This window comes from Rhodococcus sp. BP-160 (assembly GCF_019836205.1).
Lineage (GTDB): Bacteria > Actinomycetota > Actinomycetes > Mycobacteriales > Mycobacteriaceae > Rhodococcoides.
The window spans coordinates 67,361-82,375 of the sequence record NZ_JABUEK010000002.1 but is presented as its reverse complement, the minus strand read 5'-3'; the positions used below and the strand labels follow the sequence as shown (position 1 = coordinate 82,375).

Sequence of the window (15,015 nt, the reverse complement as noted above, 5' to 3'; positions counted from 1 at the left end):
TGTCAGGGCGCCCAGAAACACAGCAACCACTCGTCGTGCCGCGGTCATCGTCGTACTCCCGTCAGCGCTGTGGCCCGGTGCGTGGTGGACCACAACCCGGTCAGCAGCGCTGCGCCCCAGACCGTGAACAGCGGATCCCAGACCACGGCATGCCCGATCATCGCGGTCCGGTCGTACCCGCCGTCGGGCACGATGACGCCGGCGAGCACCCCTGCCGCGGACACCGTCGACACTGCGCCCCACACGGAAAGCACACCGCCCGCGCACCACCCGCACATGCGGACATGCCGATGACCGTGGCCTCGGACCCGCTCATTCACCCACGGGAGGACAGCAGCGCCGGCCTTCACGACAGCGACGACACCGAGCGCGAGACCGCTCACCACCGGTCGGTCGTCGGCCAGGGTCACCGCCCAGTGCCCCACCGAGGCGAGCTGCCATCGACCACCCACCGCCCAGTACGCGCTCGCGGCCGCATGCAGCAGCCCGGCTGCCGCAGCGAGGAGAAAGGCCACCGCCGCAGGCATTCTCATGCGTGTCGTTCCCGAGGGTGTCTGCACACGATCGACACTAGGAACGTTCCGCTCGCCCGAACATCCGGGAACACCCCGACCCCACCCTGAGACAGACGAGGTCTCGACCGACGAGGGACACCAGGAATGCCGTCTCGGAACCATCCCACCCGCACCAGTCGATCAGCTCAGCACCACGAGTTGCCGGGTCGCCCGCGTCATCGCCACGTATCGGTCGACGGCGCTGTCCACACCCGGCCCCTCGACGAGGACGACGAGATCGAACTCGAGCCCCTTGACCGACCAAGCGCTCAGAGAACGGATCCGCTCGGTGTCCGGCCGAGCCGGCACACCGATGACGCATGCCACGCCCTCACCGGCCGCGGCCCACTCGTCGAGAATCGCGTCCAGGTCGTCCACTCCGGCCTGGCGAACGCCCACCCCGGTGCTGCGGACCGAACGAGGCACGTTCGCGTCGGGGAGGACCGCTCTGATGACCGGTTCGGCCGCGGCCATGATCTCGGCCGGTGTGCGGTAGTTGACGTCGAGCGTGGACACCGCCACGTCGGTGAATCCGACACGCGCCAGCCGCGCCTCCCAGGATTCCGGGAAACCGCTGTGGGCCTGCGCCCGGTCACCCACCACCGTGAGACTGCCCGACGGGCAGCGGGCACGGACCATTTGCCACTGCGCATCCGTCAGTTCCTGGGCCTCGTCGACGACGATGTGGGAGAACGGACCAGCAAGCCGATCCGGTTCGCCCGTCGAGAACTCGGTCTCGTCCAGCACGTTCTGCAGGTCGTCGCCGCGGAGCATCGACATGACGCGAAGCTCCGAATCGTCGGACTCGACGAGATCGTCGACCACCGCGCGTCGGCGCGCACGCTCGGAGGCGATCGTCCGGGCACGGCGCACGCGCATCGTCGTCGCCCGTGGGTCTCCGAGGCGGCGACGAGCGACGTCCAGAAGAGGGAGATCCGCTGTCGTCCAGGGAGCACCGAGGTCTCTGCGGACCGCGGCCCTGTCGTCCTCGTCCAACCAGGGCGCGCACTGGCGTAGGTATGCCGGCACGGCCCAGAGGTCGGCGACGAGATCGGGAGCATCGATCACCGTCCACGACGACTCGACGCAGTCGCGAAGCTCGTCGATCTCCCGCAGCGACGACGTCAGCTCGGCGTCCGACACGTCGCCGGCGAGGCGGTCGACGACGATGTCGCTCAGCGCCGCCCAGATCTCCTCTCTCGCATCGTTGTGCGGAGTCTCCGCGTCGGGTGCCGCGAAGGCTTCCGCCCAGTCGGTTGCCCGGAGCAGCACTGCACCCCACTCGGTCTCGACGACCATGTCGTTCGCGGGCGGTTTCTCGTAGAAGCGGATCGCGCGATCGATCATCTCCGTCATCGACGCGGAGCCTTTCACCGCGGCGGCGCGTGGCGAGCTCTCTGCGACTGCATTCCGGCCCTCGGGAACCATCTCGTCGAGCAGGCACACCCGGACGCTGTCCTCGCCGAGATCAGGAAGCACGTCGGCGACGTACGACAGGTAGGGCTCGTGCGGTCCGATCACCAGGACCCCGCCGCGGTGGTGCCCGACCTGCGGATCCGCGTACAGAAGGTAGGCCGCACGGTGCAGTGCGACCACGCTCTTTCCCGTTCCGGGGCCGCCGTCCACCACACGCACTCCTCTGGACGGGGCGCGGACGGTCGCATCCTGGTCCGCTGCGATGGTGCCCAGCACGTCGCGCATGCGGGACGACCGCGCCGCCCCGAGATCGGCGACGAAGGCCGACCGATCGTCCAATGCCACGGCGCCGTGGGGGATCTCGGCGGTGAACACCTCGTCCCAGTAATCGCTCACTCGTCCTCCGGTCCACCGGTAGCGACGACGCCAGGCAACACCCATCGGACGTGCCGGGGTCGCGGCGAAGAACGGTGCTGCTGCTGGTGAGCGCCAGTCGACGAGCAGAGGATGACCGGCCTCGTCGAGAAGTCCGCGCCGCCCGACGTACACCGGGGCCGTTCCGTCCGCCGGCACGAGTCGCCCGAGACACATGTCCCGCCCGACACGACGCACTACGCGAATCTCGGCGGTGAGTCGGTGTGTCTCCAAGTCGCGTTCCATCGCGTCCTGGCCGGATCGGCCGGGGGCGACGCGAGTCCGGGCGAGGCGTCGTTCGAGATCCGCGAGGGACCGACGCAGGGCCGCGTCGATTCTGGCGAGATGTCGATCATCCGCCGCGATCGAGGCGGGGTCGGCCTTGGCTCGGCGGTGCGGGGGCAGGGCGAACACGGTGTCCACAGGTCGGCTCCGATCGGGGAAACGTGCAGGTCATGGCATCGAGCGAGCCATTCTGCGCCGACCGCGGGGGCTTGCCGCAAGCCCCACCGTGCGCTATACCTTGGAGGTGGAAGGGATCGTTCCCGTCAACGCCGATCGTCGCGCACCTCGGCCAGCCGCCTGATCGCCGACGGCCCCACTCCGTGCAGCGCGGACAACACCGCGAGGTCCGCCGGAAGGTCGAGCACCGTGCGATACCCGGCGTCGATCAACGCGCACGTCGCAGGCCTACCGATGCGGACACCGTCGAACACGGGCCCACGATCGGTCGGCGCGTCGTTCGTCATGCTGCTCACCGCCTTCCGCTCGTCGTCTTTCTCTGCATGGATCCATTCTGACGCTCCCCGGGACGACATAGGCCCGGCTGTCCCCAGAGCTCGCCCGGGCACCTGCTGCAGTATTCGCCCACAGCGCTTTCGCCGGTCCTCACCGATCTCCACGAGTGTCCGAGCCAGGACGATCGGTCACTCGTTCCACGACGCTTCCGGTGCGGATCCGGCGCATACTGTTCGCCATGGCGACCGTGGCAGACCATTTCGTGCAGACCCTGACCGAGAGCGGCGTGACCCACGTCTACGGTCTTCCGGGCGATTCGTTGAACGGCTTCACCGACGCGATCCGCCGGAACGACGGCATGACGTGGCAGCACGTCCGCAACGAGGAGACTGCCGCCTTCGCCGCAGCCGGTGACGCGGCGATCACCGGCGAACTCGCGGTGTGCGCCGGCAGTTGTGGTCCCGGCAATCTCCACCTGATCAACGGGCTGTTCGACGCGCACCGCAGCCGTGTCCCCGTGCTCGCGATCGCGGCGCACATCCCGCGCAGCGAGATCGGATCGCAGTACTTCCAGGAAACTCACCCCCAGAACCTCTTTCAGGAATGCAGTGTCTACTGCGAGCTGGTCAGTGACCCGGAGATGGCGGAACACGTGTTCGCGATGGCGATGCGGGCGGCGATCGAAGAACGCGGTGTCGCAGTGGTCGTCGTCCCGGGCGAAGTGCTGCTGGCGCATGCCGAACAGAGAAAGGCCACCCCGGCCATCCGCGCGACCACGTCCCACGTGCGTCCCGACGATGCCTCGCTCGACGAGGCGGCGTCGATCTTGAACTCGTCCGACAACATCACCATTCTGGCCGGCGCCGGTGTGGCGGGTGCGCATCGACAATTGCTCGAGATCGCCGGCGCGCTGCAGGCTCCTGTCGTGCACGCACTGCGCGGCAAGGAGCACGTCGAATACGACAATCCCTACGACGTGGGGATGACGGGGCTGCTCGGCTTCGCCTCGGGGTACCGCGCGATCTCGCATGCCGACGTTCTTCTCATGCTGGGCACCGACTTTCCGTACCGCAACTTCTATCCCGACGACGCGAAGATCATCCAGGTGGACATCCGTGGCCAGAACCTGGGCCGCAGAGCGACCCTGGACCTCGGGTTGGTGGGTACCGTCGCCGATACCGTGGACGCTCTGCTCCCCCGTATCCACGCGAAGACGGACAGCAAGCATCTGGACACATCGGTCAAGCACTACCGCAAGACACGCAAGAATCTCGATTCGTTCGCCGTGGACGACCGGCACCGCACACCCATCCGGCCGGAGTATCTGGCGCGCATGGCGAACGAGCTGGCCGACGACGATGCCGTCTTCACCGTCGACGTGGGGTCGCCTGTCGTGTGGGCCGCCCGATACCTGACGATGAACGGCAAGCGCCGGCTGCTCGGGTCGTTCAATCACGGGTCGATGGCCTGCGCTCTCCCGTTGGCGATCGGTGCGCAGACCGCTCAGCCGGGAAGGCAGGTGGTGGCCTTCGCCGGCGACGGCGGATTGACGATGGGCTTCGGTGAGCTGATCACGTTGATGCAGAGCGGTCTGCCGGTCAAGGTCATCATCTTCGACAATTCGTCGTTGAACTTCGTCGAACTCGAGATGAAGGCTGCCGGCATCGTCAACTACGGCACCGACCTGAAGAACCCCGACTTCGCTGCTGTGGCACAGGCTCTGGGGATGTTCGGCCGACGAGTGGAGAAGCCGCAGGATCTGGAGGCGGCTCTGACCGACGCGTTCGCGTACGACGGCCCCGCCGTCATCGACGTCGTCACCGCGGCACAGGAGCTCTCCATTCCCCCCAAGATCACCCTCGAGCAGGCAAAGGGGTTCACGCTGTACGGCATTCGGACGATCCTGTCCGGCCGGGCCGACGAACTCGTGGACCTCGCGGACACCAATGTCCGTCGGCGGATCTTCGACTGAGAGCTTTGCTGGCCGGACTGGCGTGATCCGATGCCACGGTCGTGGTCGACGCGCAACCATGCAGGCGTCGAGTGGTGAAACGTGCGCCCCAACCACGTTCTGCTCTGTGAACGGCGATCAACGGAAACCACGGCCGTCAGGGCTCGACCCGACGTGGCCGACAGACGTCAGGTCACGACGCTGCGCTGACGATCGAGTCGACGACAGAGGCGGGCGCCGACAACGGAGTGAAGCCGTCGCCCAGGATGCGCCGGCACCCGTCGAGTTCGATATGGACGTCGATCATGACCAACTCGTCCCCGATCGTGGACTGCGTCGAGGTGGTCGCCAGCGACGTCGCGCGTTCACCGCAGGGACCGGCGGGCTCGACGTCGATGAGGGCGGCGTTCCAGTCGAGGTACGGCTCGGATTCGTACCGATCCGCCCCGGTGAACATCAGATCGGGTCCGGCGGTGTCGAAGCGGCAGAACCCGGACGGTGTCAACGTCAGGTCGAGTAGCGACCGAGACCCCGGCACCGGTGTCGAGACGATCGGCGAGCACGAGTAGAAGTAGGTGATCCCGGCAGCATCGAGGCGGACGCGGTGTTCGGTGGCCTCTACCTCCGGGAGCTCGAGAATCTTGGCGAGTCCCAGGGTATTGTCCAGGCCGCAGTCACCACGCGGGTACGACGGTTGTACGGCGCGGCCGTCCACGTCGACGAGCCACATGTCGACCGGCGCCGCAGCGAGCACGGACGCCAGACATTCGGCGTCGAAGATCGAGCGACGCGTGGGCGGCCCGTTCAGCTCCCGCACAGCGCTGCCGAAGTCCCCGGCGTAGCGGCGTTCGACATAGGTCACGGTCCCGTCGGCCTCGACGTGGTCTCCGATACCGATGTCGCACACCACGGCTGCCACCGGCTCGAACCCCTCGGGCACCGTGCCCCGCGCCGGACGGGGAGCGAAGCTCTGCTGCGGCGGCGGGGCCGCCAGATAGCCGCCGACGTCCTGTGGCAACGCGCAGACGAAGTGATCGGCCGAACCGATCTCGGCGACCGACCTCGGCTCAGGAGTGGTCAGGACGCCGTAGGACGCGAGAGCAACCGTCACCACCAGAAACAACGCGAGTCCCACATGTCGACCGGTCATGGCCGGAAGCATCCCACCTCGCGCAGTCGCGGTGAGTCTCGCCGAGGACGACTCAGCGGCAGCTGACGAGGCGTTTCGAGGACCAGTGGGTCACTGCCAGGCGGGGACGTTGTGACGATGCAGCGAGCGGGTACGGCACTGCAGGCGCAGCGCCGCGATCTCGGGCGCCGACAACGCCTGCGCCACCGTCGGGTCGCCGCTGTCGAGGACACGAGCGAGCCGCTCGTGGAACTGATACCCGGGGACACCGAACGTCACGAGGATCTCCTCGTCAGGACCGCCGCCGTAGGGCAACCACCGACGCGCGAACTCGATCATCCCGCGAAGGCCCTCGGCCTGACTCGTGCTCATCGCACCATCATCGCGGCCGACGAGCCGTCCCACCCGGCGGTGAGCCGAGTCGACACCCGCTGTTCACCGCACCGCCACTCCGACTACCCGCGGAGCGGGCACCCCTCACTCGGCGCAGCCCCACCACGACCCGACCCGAGGAGTCCCCCGATGTCCTACATCCTCTTCGACACCCTGCTCCCCTACCTCGGTGAGCACACCGCCGCGTACTGGGCTCAGCTGCTGGTGATCACCCCGGTCTGATCGGAACCGTTCACGGCGGCAACCCATTGGGACAACCGATGATCCACCGTTCGTTCACCAATGCTCGGTACCAATGAACAGGCATTCCTGCCACCACCACACGACCACGGGAGCTCCCATGATCACCGACCTCGCAAGCTTCGTCGACTTCCTCGGCGCCCTGTCCGACATCTTCGGCGGCAGCGGCGACTTCCTCGACGGACTCAGCTTCTTCAGCTGACACACCCCGGGCCGATCTGATCCGCGCCGCAGCAAGCGCGATCCGATCGGTGAATGGCCGCACCGTGCACGGTCGCCCGCGTTCTGGGCGGCCGTGTATTGCTGTGCGACAGGTGGTGTCAGTGCGGTGCGACGGAGCGCAGTGCCTCTCGTGCGTTGCGCTCGACGAACAGCGGCACGAAGTCGCGCACCGAGCGTCCCTCGAAGCGGGCATACTCGGCCGCCACGGTCTGTTCGATGTCGTGTCGGCTCACCCCGGGCAGGGCGGCGGTGAGCCGGTCCTGCACCGCCGCGAGATGCTCCGATTCGTTGGTGGTTGTCATCTACTCAGAATCGACCTCGTGTCAGGACCGAGTCAAGGTTTCGACGATATTGTTCGCAGCAGTAACGATCACTCTGCTCATTCATTCTCGCGTCCGAGCCTGTCCACGCGGACGGTGCGATCGGCGAAGTTCCTCATCGACGACGGGGAACCGATCGTGCGGTGATCGCCCGAAGTATCGCCGCATCCGAACGATGCGGCGACGCCGAGATCTATGGCGTGCGACCTCGCCTGCACCGCCGCACCGAGCTACATTCTGGGGCGGGTCACGTGAGCCGTGCTACCTGGCAGCGCTGACGTCATCAGCGGCCGACTGCGGGTCGCCACTCGACGCGCCGGCGTCAGTGCCGGTGGCGATACGGCGGGCCAGCAGTACGGCGCCGACCAGAATCAGCAGGCCGTGAGCGATGCGAATCCACGGCGGAGCGAAGAACTGCGGTAGGAACAGGACGAAACCCGCCGCGAACACTGTGGCGCCGACGCCCCCGGTGCGCACTGCCAGCATCACGACTCCGGCCGCGATCAGCATCAGGCCGACGCCGAACATACTCACCTGGACCACGCCGTAGCGGATGGGGTCGGCGAGTTCGAGGAGATCCGTGTGGCCTAGGTCGAGGGCGTCTTGCCCCACCGCGTACAGCGCGAACGTCTCGGCGCCGTAATAGGGCAGCACCAAGGCGACACCGAGGATGACGGTCGTGTCGACGAGTGCACCCGCGTGCGCCTGGCGCGCGACGAACACCAGACACGTGAAACCGAGCATCGCAGCGACGTGAGCCGCTACCCACAGTGGCGATGCGAAGGCTCGGGCGCCTTCGCTGCCGACCTCGGTGGAGTACGGGCGCAGGGTCGCGTAGAGAGCGAACAGGAGTCCTGTGGTCACGAGCAGCAGGAGTGTCGGGCGTGAACGCATCGGGCTCCTCGGTCATGGAGAGCGGTGCTCTCGGTAGCCGCCAGTATGAACAGAGGCGATGATGACCGCAAGAGCGACTGTCTCCCTTCGGCGTCCTCACGATGCTGCGATCGACCTCGCCGCGAGCGTCTGACGTGCACACACGGCAATCAGGGCGCACCTCGACATCGAGATCGGCTGACCAGTGATCATTCACCGTTCATCTCGGCGACGCTCGCGCCGTCGATCGCTGCCTTGTCACCCGTTCACCGGTAGCTCGGCCGATCCAGTCACCGTCGTCACGTCTCCGTTTCACCGAGTGTGTCGAATCGCATCGCCATCCACGTCGTCCAGCTGCTGCCGTCGGACCGTTCCCAACGAGCCGTCATGTGCTCGGGGCCGGCTCTGATGTGGAACCAGCTACGAATGCCGTACCCCTCCAGAAGGAGCAGTTCGGAGTCGTGCATCGACAGCCGCGTGAGCCCGGGTTCGGCGGAATCGTCGAAGGCGTACATGAGCCATCCCCCGTCGGGGTGCGATCCTCCGATGACTTCGTGAACGAGTGCGTGCTGCGCGCCCACGACGACATCGACGTCGTGGGTGATCCATTGCCCGCCCGGCAGTATGGAGTACGTGTCCGTACCCGCTATCTCGCCGTCAGGTTTCCCGTGTCGATCCAGCACGACGCCTGAGCTTCGCCACCGGCCGAGGAGCGGATCCAGGAGACTCAGCGGGGGCGTCACCGGCCGCTCCGGACTGCGGCGTCCAGCGACGCCAGCGATTCGTCGAGGAAGGTCGGCGGAACCGCCGGGAGGCCGCCGATCTGCTCTCGTATCGTCGCGGGGGTATCCGCCCAGTCGTACGTGAGGGTCACCCGCGTTCCTTCGTCGTGCGGTGCCAGGTCGTAACGCCACCACCATCCCCCTGCGTCGAGGCCGCCGGAGGTGTTCTGCGTACACGGAAGCCACGCGATGTGGCGGTCTCGCTCGAACGCGGTGACGACGTTGTGCATCACGTACTCGCCGCCCGCTTCGTCGAGATACATGTTGATCGCGAATGATTGTCCAGGACCCACGATTCGGGCAGAGTCGACGGCGCCGCGGACCCAGTCGGTCGGCTCGGTGTGTTGGTGTTTGTCGGGGTCGGTCAGAAACGCGAAGATGTCCGACGGTGACGCAGCCATCGTGCGGTGCGAGATGTACCGCTCGGTCCCGGACATCGTATCGACCAATGACCGGGACAGGATCACGGTGTTGCCGGCGGGGTCGGTGAGCATGGCGAGCTCGAACTGCCCTGAAGGGACCGTGAACTTTTCGGCGTCGATTCCGCGAGAGCGGAGCTCCGACAGCGTGCTGTCGAGGTCGGGCACGCCGAGGACGACATCATGACCGCCGGCCCGTGCCTGGTCGAGGTAGACCTGAACTCCGCGTCCGTCGCCGAGGTCCCATTCGGCGTCGGGGTCCATCGGCCGTCGATCGAACGTGCGGCCGAACAGTTTCGTGTACCAGTCGATGGCGGCGTCGTGATCGTCGACGAACAGGACGGCCAGGGTATCCGTGATCTGCATGCTCATTCCTTTGCATCGGTCAGCGTCCAGGTTGTGACCGATCAGCGCCCGGAAACTCATCACACCGCAGCGACGTGCTCCGGCGTCATCGGTGAACCGTGGAAGAACGAGGCCAGGACGGGCCACAGACAGTGGGCCTCTCACCCCTCATGCGTGGGTGTTCACTGCGACTGTGGCTCCGTCTGCGTCGATACCATCTCTACCTCACTCGGAATACCGGGTGGTCAGGTAGAAGTCGATGGTGGCCTCGACCGCAGCCGCGACGTGGTCGGGGTCGCCGCCACCGGCGAGGTGGGCCTCACCCCAGGCGGCGGCGCTTCGGCGGGTGAAGTCGGCACCGGCGGGTGATGCCGCGAAATTCTGATGGTCGAGAACTGCGCCGTCGAGAATCGAGGCGAGGGCGAGGAGATGCAGGTCCCAACCGACGCCGCCGGCACCCGGGCCGTAGGTGGGAAACATCGGCTCCCCGACAGCGATGGAATGGACGAGTTCGAACTCGGTGCCCCCTAACGAATCAGGCGCCAGGCGCACCTCGACCTCACTCGTACCAGGCCACTCGTCGGCGCCGGGGCCGAACATCCAGGACACCCGCAGTATGCGCGGTGGCTCGCATCGGATAATGTCGCCGTGCTCGCCGCCGTCCAGCTCGAACACGCCCCCCGGACGCAGGTCACCCGTGACCGGTTTCATCCAACGACTCAGGCGTTCCGGATTCGTGATGGCGTCCCACACGTCGTCTGGATCCGCGTCGTAGCGACGCGTCAACTCCACCGTGTAGGCCCCACCGGCAGGAAGTGTGGCCGTGCCCATCGTCCGGCGGGCGGCGGCGAGTTCATCGAGTACATCTTTCATCGTCCTACTCCTCACGGTCGGTCATTCTTGTCGACCCAGAACCTTTCTGGGCCAGCGGTGAGTGGTGTCTGCCAGCGGCGCGGCGACCACGCGCGAGCTCGGTCTCCAGTGCGTCGAGTCGTTGATCCCAGAATCGACGGAACGGACTCAACCACGCGTCGACCTCCAGCAGCGGCGCGGACTCCACGGTGTAGTACCGACGAGTCCCCTCTGCCCGGACCGACGAGAAGCCGTGCTCGCGAAGGACACGAAGGTGCTGGGAGACGGCCGGTTGCGACAGCGCGAACTCGGCTCTGATCACGTCCGTGATCGCGCCCGACGTGCGCTCACCATCGACGAGCAGTTCCAGGATGCGCCGACGAACCGGGTCGCCGAGGACGTCGAACGCGTGCACAGGCGAACTGTATCAGTGCTGACTTATATATGTGACGGTCGGGTTTTGCGGAGCGTCCGACTCGGAGGAGTTGCTCCTGACGCGGCGTGAGGTTCTAGCGTCATTGGTGTGAGCGAGAATGCAATCCAAGAGGGCTCGGGCGAGGTGTGGAAGGTGGGCGCCTTGGCGCAGCGGACCGGACTGTCGGTGCGTGCGTTGCACCACTACGACCAGATCGGGTTGCTGACCCCCTCCCAGCGTTCCACGTCAGGACACAGGCTCTACAGCGCTACCGATGCTGAACGGCTGTATCGGATCCGCGTGTTGCGGCGCCTGGGTTTCCCGTTGGACCACATAGCCGACCTGCTCTCCCAGTCGCAATGGCAGCTCGAACAAGCCGTCGCCAACCACCTCGTCGATGTTCGACGTACTGCGTCGGTCGCGACTCGACTGGTCACGCGGCTCAGCGACATCGCCACGGCCCTCCAGGCAGTGGAGGGTCTTTCCACCGAACAATTGTTCTCCACGATCGAGGAGATGACCATGCTCGAGACACCGATCCGCGAAACGACGTCGATGCTGGTCTATGACGACCTGGCCGCTGCCCACGATCATCTGGTGCACGTCTTGGGCCTGTCGGCCGGCCCACTGCACGTCGACGACGACGGCGCCGTGGTGCACGCGGAGGTGCGCGCCGGTCACCACGTCATCTGGCTGCACCCCTGTGGTGAGGGCTATCAGCCTCCGGCGCGACTGGGGGCCGCCACAGGCATGACAGTCATCGTGGTCGACGACGTCGACGAACATCACCGGCGCTGCACCGCCGCGGGTGCCGAGGTCATCGAGGAGCCGATCGACCAGCCGTACGGGGTGCGGGAATGGGGCGCCCGCGATCCGGAAGGTCAGCAGTGGTTCTTCCACTCACCACCCCTATGAAGGACTCCGACCGGTGCGTGCCACGGAATCACGCCTCCCGAGTACCCTCACCACAGCATCGCCTCCCTCCACACGACACGAGCTCGGCCACCGTTCGACAGGACGAGTGAATCGAGTCGTTCTCGAACACAGGGTCGTTCGATCAGCAGTGAGGGAGAACCGTCCGCAGTGCGGTGCCGGCATCGGCGGCATGTACGACGCTTCATCAGGGAGGATGGGCGGGGCACTGGCGGCCTCGACGAGGCTGCCTCGACGCAGATTCATGCTGGATCGCGGATGTCGGGAGTGCCTACGATGCGGGTATGAGCATCGCTAAGCCTGCCGTCGTCTCCGCCTCCGAGTGGGAGTCCTCCGTCGCGGCCCTCAGGTCGCAGGAGGAGCGTCTGGCCGCCGTCCTCGAGGAGACCGCGGCGGCGCGCAAGCGGATGCCGATGGTCCTCGTCGAGGACGAGTATCTGTTCGAGGGGCCGGAGGGCGTGGTCCGGCTGGTGGATCTGTTCGAGGGGCGCAGCCAGCTGATCCTGTACCGCTTCTTCTTCGAGGAGGGTGTCGCGGGCTGGCCCGATGCCGGATGCGCGGGCTGCTCCTCGTGGGCCGACGGGGTCGGGGACCTCGGACTCCTCCACGCCCACGACGTCACCTTCGCCATGACGTCACCCGCGGAGCAGCCGCAGCTCGCGGCATACAAGGCGCGGATGGGGTGGGACGACGTGCCCTGGTACACGATCAGGACGCCCTCCTTCACGAGCGACTTCGGGGCGACGGAGTGGTTCGCGCTCAACGTCTTCCTCCGTGTCGGCGACAGCGTGTACCGCACGTACTTCCTGCAGAACGGAACCGTCGTCGGCGATATCGGAAGCGTCAACAGCCTCCTGTCGCTCACGCCCTACGGCGGCCAGATCGAGGGCGAGGACGTTCCCGAAGGGTGGCCGCAGGCGCCGCACGCGTTCTGGATGCGCCGTCACGACGAGTACACGGAACCCGCACCGTCCGCTGCGAGCAGACCTTCCGAAGACTGAACGCGCGGAGGTCGGGCGAGGGGCGACGGAGGTGCGCGCGCAGCTTCATGCTTCCCCCCGGGGAGGCAGTAAGACACACGTGGCGTTTCAGGGAATGACGCGGAGACTCGAAGTCAACGGGCTGTAGATCGTCACCCCGGCACTGGTAAGTGCCTCTCGAAGCTCTGCGTTCGGCTCGCCGCACACCTCGCCGGTCATGACGCATACCTCTGAGAGGGGCTCCATCATTCGGCCGATGTTGCGCATGTGCTCCAAGCCGGCTGCCGAGTCACGATAGCGCTCATGCACGAACGCCTCTGTGCCCTCGGCGTTCAGATAGAAGCAGTACTCCAACGTGCCGGTGTCGAGGTCGCGGACGATGTCGACGCACTCTCGGGCGAGTTTCTCGAATTTCTCGAGCCCACCATCGAAGATCTGGATCCGCGAGGTCCCATGCAGCTCGTCGGCGGCAAGGCGTTCCGGCTCGGAGGGCTGCCGGGCGGGCTCGTCGTGCTCTCTGGAGCTCTTCATGGTGGAAAGCGTAGTGGCCGCGATCACGCGGGGCGATGAGCCGGTACTGCGCCGCCACCGCTGTGAGGTGCTCCGATTCGTGGGTGGTTGTCATCTGCTCATAAACGACCTCGTGTCGCGAATGAGTAAAGATTCCGACGATATTATTCGCACCAGTAACTATCACTCGGCGATCAGAGCGAACCCCGTGCGCAGGTTCTCCGACTGCCGGGTCACTTCCCGTGCTTTCCGCTTGTGAGCCTCAGCCTGTTGCTTGTGCCACGTCGAGAGCATTGTTGCCTCGCGCCCGAGCTCCGGGGGCGAGCCGGCGGGCGCCATCCAGCACTCCGACGCCCCTCCCCATTTCGCAGAACAGCCAATGCGGTCAAGGTGCGGTGCCGTCGTGCTGCATCCTGCGGCCTGACAAAGTCCGCCCGAGGAGAATCTGAGTTGTGCTGCAGCTACCGTTGCTGCCGCACCCAGACTCCGGCACGCCTCATCCAACACAGTCCAACCACGTCCGGAGCGCTGCGGCAAACTCGATGGGCCGGCCCGTCTGACCGTACTCACCACCGAGAAACCCCTGATGTCCGCCGGGGAAGACGACAGCGTCCTGGCCCAACAGACGGGCCACCGCATACGCTGCACGACCGGCCATCTCGCCGTCCTCAGGCCCACCGGACTCTTCGCCTACCGCGATGACGATGCGAGTCGACGCTGCCGTCAGACGCTCCACGTCGGGCACGTAATCGACGCCCAGTCCACGCATGTTCGACATCAGCGGATCGGTACGAGAACCGTCGTCCTCGGTCGGGAGTCCGAACTGCGCCGGGTCCGGCGCCGGCCCTGCGAGGTACGCCTCGTCGACAGGACCGCGGTGCATCACCAGGCGGATGAACTCGGCCATCGCCGGCCCCGTCCCCGCCGCGTCGTAGGACTCCACCATGTGCGTGCAGGCAGCCGAGATGTGGTTGTGGTCAGCGAGTGCACCACCGGCGGGTGGCTCGTGGGCGACGAGAGTTCGGATCGCGCCCGGCCGGCGTTCGACGCAGACGAGGGCGTTGACCGCGCCGCCGCTCGACGCGAACACGTCGACAGGTCCGGACCCCAGCGCTGTGATCAACGCATCCAGATCGGCGGCGTGCTGCCACGGCGTGACCGCAGCCGTGGGTTCGCCACAGACGCTGCGGCCGGTGTTGCGTGGGTCGTAGGTCACGACCGGTCGATCGATGAAATGCGTACGGAGCGTAGTGAACCCACTCGCATCCATCGGTGAACCGATGAGCAACAGGGGTGTATCCGAGGTCAGTGGACCATGGACGTCGTAGGTGATGGTGGCGCCGGAAACGGCGAGCGTGTGTGTAGTCATGCCGTGTCGACTCGGGTGCGCTGCCGAACTCATCACCGGACAGGCACGCCGTGTCGACGTCACATCGGCACCTCGCCGTCAGACCTGTGGTCCACGGTCTCGGAAAATAGTAGTGAGTAGCATCTGAACCAGAAGGGACTCGAACCCCGGACCCAGTGAC

The 15,015-nt window shown here is 66.4% G+C and carries 17 protein-coding genes; 4 read left to right on the top strand and 13 right to left on the bottom strand.

The genetic code is table 11. The features are described from left to right. Positions 1 to 44: 44 nt before the first annotated feature. From HQ306_RS06750 to HQ306_RS06740, 3 genes are all read right to left on the bottom strand, one after another. The gene (locus HQ306_RS06750; RefSeq protein ID WP_222629738.1) at positions 45 to 533 is read right to left on the bottom strand and encodes a DUF3995 domain-containing protein; all 489 of its coding nucleotides are present in this window, start codon (positions 531 to 533) and stop codon (positions 45 to 47) included. A gap of 162 nt (positions 534 to 695) precedes the next feature. Further along, a complete protein-coding gene (gene helR, locus HQ306_RS06745) occupies positions 696 to 2,807 on the bottom strand; it encodes an RNA polymerase recycling motor ATPase HelR (RefSeq protein WP_222629721.1) in 2,112 nt (703 codons plus the stop codon). 125 nt (positions 2,808 to 2,932) lie between these two features. Next, complete coding sequence (locus HQ306_RS06740) at positions 2,933 to 3,133, bottom strand: helix-hairpin-helix domain-containing protein (RefSeq protein WP_222631355.1); 201 nt, start codon at positions 3,131 to 3,133, stop codon at positions 2,933 to 2,935. Positions 3,134 to 3,360: 227 nt separating this feature from the next. On the opposite strand from HQ306_RS06740, the gene poxB reads away from it, so the two are divergent. Beyond that, the gene (poxB, locus tag HQ306_RS06735) at positions 3,361 to 5,094 is read left to right on the top strand and encodes a ubiquinone-dependent pyruvate dehydrogenase (RefSeq protein ID WP_222629707.1); all 1,734 of its coding nucleotides are present in this window, start codon (positions 3,361 to 3,363) and stop codon (positions 5,092 to 5,094) included. A gap of 172 nt (positions 5,095 to 5,266) precedes the next feature. Here the strand turns inward: poxB and HQ306_RS06730 are convergent, their stop codons facing one another. The 5 genes from HQ306_RS06730 to HQ306_RS06710 all read right to left on the bottom strand — a co-directional run bounded on the left by HQ306_RS06730 (position 5,267) and on the right by HQ306_RS06710 (position 8,765). Next, positions 5,267 to 6,223 carry a hypothetical protein gene (locus tag HQ306_RS06730; protein WP_156380571.1) on the bottom strand — a complete coding sequence of 319 codons (957 nt, stop codon included), beginning with the start codon at positions 6,221 to 6,223 and terminating at the stop codon, positions 5,267 to 5,269. Between the two features lie 90 nt (positions 6,224 to 6,313). After that, positions 6,314 to 6,574, bottom strand: a complete 261-nt coding sequence (locus HQ306_RS06725) for a hypothetical protein (RefSeq protein WP_155957006.1) — start codon at positions 6,572 to 6,574, stop codon at positions 6,314 to 6,316. 581 nt (positions 6,575 to 7,155) lie between these two features. Further along, positions 7,156 to 7,359, bottom strand: a complete 204-nt coding sequence (locus HQ306_RS06720) for a three-helix bundle dimerization domain-containing protein (protein ID WP_027505531.1) — start codon at positions 7,357 to 7,359, stop codon at positions 7,156 to 7,158. Positions 7,360 to 7,638: 279 nt separating this feature from the next. Beyond that, on the bottom strand, positions 7,639 to 8,241 hold the full coding sequence (locus tag HQ306_RS06715) for a hypothetical protein (protein ID WP_308115414.1): 603 nt from the start codon (positions 8,239 to 8,241) through the stop codon (positions 7,639 to 7,641). 308 nt (positions 8,242 to 8,549) lie between these two features. Then, entirely contained in the window at positions 8,550 to 8,765 is a 216-nt protein-coding gene (locus tag HQ306_RS06710) for a hypothetical protein (RefSeq protein ID WP_222629701.1), read from the bottom strand. Positions 8,766 to 8,804: 39 nt separating this feature from the next. Between HQ306_RS06710 and HQ306_RS06705 the strand changes: the two genes are divergently transcribed. After that, the gene (locus HQ306_RS06705; RefSeq protein ID WP_222629686.1) at positions 8,805 to 8,942 is read left to right on the top strand and encodes a hypothetical protein; all 138 of its coding nucleotides are present in this window, start codon (positions 8,805 to 8,807) and stop codon (positions 8,940 to 8,942) included. Positions 8,943 to 8,989: 47 nt separating this feature from the next. On the opposite strand, the gene HQ306_RS22750 is transcribed toward HQ306_RS06705, so the two are convergent. From HQ306_RS22750 to HQ306_RS06690, 3 genes are all read right to left on the bottom strand, one after another. Further along, a complete protein-coding gene (locus HQ306_RS22750; protein ID WP_374197714.1) occupies positions 8,990 to 9,817 on the bottom strand; it encodes a VOC family protein in 828 nt (275 codons plus the stop codon). 204 nt (positions 9,818 to 10,021) lie between these two features. Beyond that, entirely contained in the window at positions 10,022 to 10,669 is a 648-nt protein-coding gene (locus HQ306_RS06695; protein WP_222629684.1) for an SRPBCC family protein, read from the bottom strand. Positions 10,670 to 10,673: 4 nt separating this feature from the next. Then, a complete protein-coding gene (locus HQ306_RS06690; protein WP_056448796.1) occupies positions 10,674 to 11,063 on the bottom strand; it encodes a helix-turn-helix transcriptional regulator in 390 nt (129 codons plus the stop codon). Positions 11,064 to 11,171: 108 nt separating this feature from the next. Here HQ306_RS06690 and HQ306_RS06685 point away from each other — a divergent pair, with 108 nt between their 5' ends. Both HQ306_RS06685 and HQ306_RS06680 read left to right on the top strand, forming a co-directional pair. Beyond that, positions 11,172 to 11,978, top strand: a complete 807-nt coding sequence (locus tag HQ306_RS06685; RefSeq protein WP_308115415.1) for a MerR family transcriptional regulator — start codon at positions 11,172 to 11,174, stop codon at positions 11,976 to 11,978. A 302-nt stretch (positions 11,979 to 12,280) separates the two neighbouring features. Then, positions 12,281 to 12,997: a DUF899 family protein gene (locus tag HQ306_RS06680; RefSeq protein WP_222629681.1), complete on the top strand. Its 717-nt coding sequence runs from the start codon at positions 12,281 to 12,283 to the stop codon at positions 12,995 to 12,997. An 87-nt stretch (positions 12,998 to 13,084) separates the two neighbouring features. Here the strand turns inward: HQ306_RS06680 and HQ306_RS06675 are convergent, their stop codons facing one another. Together HQ306_RS06675 and HQ306_RS06670 are read right to left on the bottom strand one after the other, a co-directional pair. After that, positions 13,085 to 13,507, bottom strand: a complete 423-nt coding sequence (locus tag HQ306_RS06675; protein ID WP_222629678.1) for an antibiotic biosynthesis monooxygenase — start codon at positions 13,505 to 13,507, stop codon at positions 13,085 to 13,087. A 475-nt stretch (positions 13,508 to 13,982) separates the two neighbouring features. Further along, the gene (locus tag HQ306_RS06670) at positions 13,983 to 14,702 is read right to left on the bottom strand and encodes an alpha/beta fold hydrolase (RefSeq protein ID WP_374197715.1); all 720 of its coding nucleotides are present in this window, start codon (positions 14,700 to 14,702) and stop codon (positions 13,983 to 13,985) included. Positions 14,703 to 15,015 lie beyond the last annotated feature (313 nt).